The following is a 2,107-nucleotide window of genomic DNA, read 5'->3' on the forward strand; positions in this document are numbered from 1 at the left end:
GCAAACGTCGGTGTCTGCTTCGGTGTCACCGTCACGGTCAGTGTAGCTGTATTAGCACACTGATTCGCATCAGGGGTAAAGGTGTAGGTCGTCGTACCCAGTGTGGATGTATTGATCGCTGCAGGTGACCACGTTCCTGTTATACCATTGAGAGATGTTAGTGGCAGAGTTGGCCCACTACTATTCTCACACAGAGGCCCTACCTGGGTGAATGTCGGGGCCAGCTGAGCGGTGATCACAATATCCATTGTCACCGCATTGGCACACTGGCCTGCATCAGGTGTAAAGGTATAGGTCGTAGTGCCTACAGTTGAAGTGTTCACACTAGATGGGCTCCATGTACCAGTAATATTATTGGTAGATGTCGTTGGAAGTGTAGGTGCACTACTGTTCTGACACAAAGGCCCTATTGGTGCCAGCGTCGGCGTTACCTGGTCGGTGATTACTACATCTATGGTAGCTGGCGTGGCGCACTGGCCGTCATCCGGCGTAAAGGTGTACGTCGTTGAACCTTGTGTGGCTGTGCTGATCGTTGCTGGAGACCATGTTCCTGTAATGCCATTGGTGGATGTCGTTGGCAGTATAGGAGCAGTACTGTTCTGACAAAGTGGGCCAATTGGTGCAAGAGTGGGTTTGATCTGTGAAGTGAGTGTCACATTTAGCATCACTATGCTATCACAACCCCAAATATTTTTAAATGATGCACTAAACTGGCCTGCAGAACTAATTTGCTGCCCATTCCAGTTAAAAGGAAATTTCAATTCACATACTGTCGTATCAATGTTTTTACTACTTGGAGGATGTACGAATACATATCCCGACTGCAAATCCCCATCACATCCATCCGCAGAATGCTCCTGTACAGTGATAAGATAAGTTCCCGGCGTTGTCCAGGTTACTGTCAACTTATTAGTGGTACTTGACTGTGTTACCCCATCGATTGTCCAGGTATAAGTTGAAGGAACGGTAGGGTCATTTACCTGGTAAGTTTTTGTAACACCTACACATACGTTATCTGGCATAGACGACACCTGCGCCGCGCTGTGTAAAGCGCAAAACAGAAACGTAATTGCTAAAACAGATATGTATAATAAGCGTTTACCCATAAAATTGGCATCTTAGTCAGATACCTTTTTTCAATGTTTTTCTAACAAATAATAAAATTGATAAACTACCTGCTCGTTTTTTAGATCAGGTAGTTTATTATACCAATGCTTACATCTTCTATCGTTTACATCAATCATGCGTAATTGGTGTTGTTATTGGTTTTGGATTAACTGTAAAGTCCTTACTAACAGTCTTCGTACAACCAGTTCCGCACATTGTCTCAGTAACCGTTACCGTCTTCACCCCTGCTGTCGTCCACTGAACCACTATAGAATTACCAGTACTTGATCCGATAATAGTTCCACCACCAGATATTGTCCAGCTATAGGTATTACAGCCTACCTGAGGAGTACTGTAAGTCACGGTTCCTGTATTAGCACAAACCGGATCCTGGCTAGGTGTAATAGTTGGTGCAGGTAATGGATTAATGGTTACTGTTGTAGTACAAGTAGTGGTTGCGCAACCATTGGTAACAGTCCATACTATAATTGATGTACCCACTCCAAAGGCTCCACTGGCATCCCCTGTTCCATTACGGACAGTAGCGCCAGTGATGTCATAGGTAATGGTTATCGGCTTCCCACAATTATCAGTAGCTGTTAACGTAGGTATAACATATGTACCAGCTTCAGTTTGACAACTTATAACATTAGCCGGGCAGGAAGTTATTTGCGGAGCTATCGGTTTGATCGTATAGGTAAACACCCAGTCATAGGTCTTGCCATCGCAAGCTGTGAACGTATAGGTGTAGGTCTTCGTACCAGCACATGCAGGATCAGCACTCACCACAGGAGCTGATGGCGTCAGTGTTCTGCCGCAGTTGTCAGTTACCGCAGGTACAGTTGGCGCTACTGCATCAGCAGGACATGCCACCGTAGAGGAACCTGCTGCAGGCAGTGTCACAGCTGGAACATCGATCGTATAGGTGTATGTCCAGTCATGTGAGTGACCTGCACAGTCCTTATACGTAAATGTATACACCATCGTACCGTTACAGTTG

1 protein-coding gene and 1 pseudogene are annotated in these 2,107 nt (G+C 45.6%); both read right to left on the reverse strand.

Annotated elements, in window-relative coordinates; translation table 11 throughout:
* Window positions 1–1,022: pseudogene (locus tag BP74_RS21585) on the reverse strand (gliding motility-associated C-terminal domain-containing protein); the annotation flags it as partial.
* Between the two features lie 214 nt (window positions 1,023–1,236).
* Window positions 1,237–2,107: HYR-like domain-containing protein (locus tag BP74_RS21590; RefSeq protein ID WP_496377634.1), on the reverse strand; the 871-nt coding region annotated here is incomplete at its 5' end.

The sequence above is a fragment of the Flavisolibacter ginsengiterrae DSM 18136 genome (assembly GCF_059568575.1).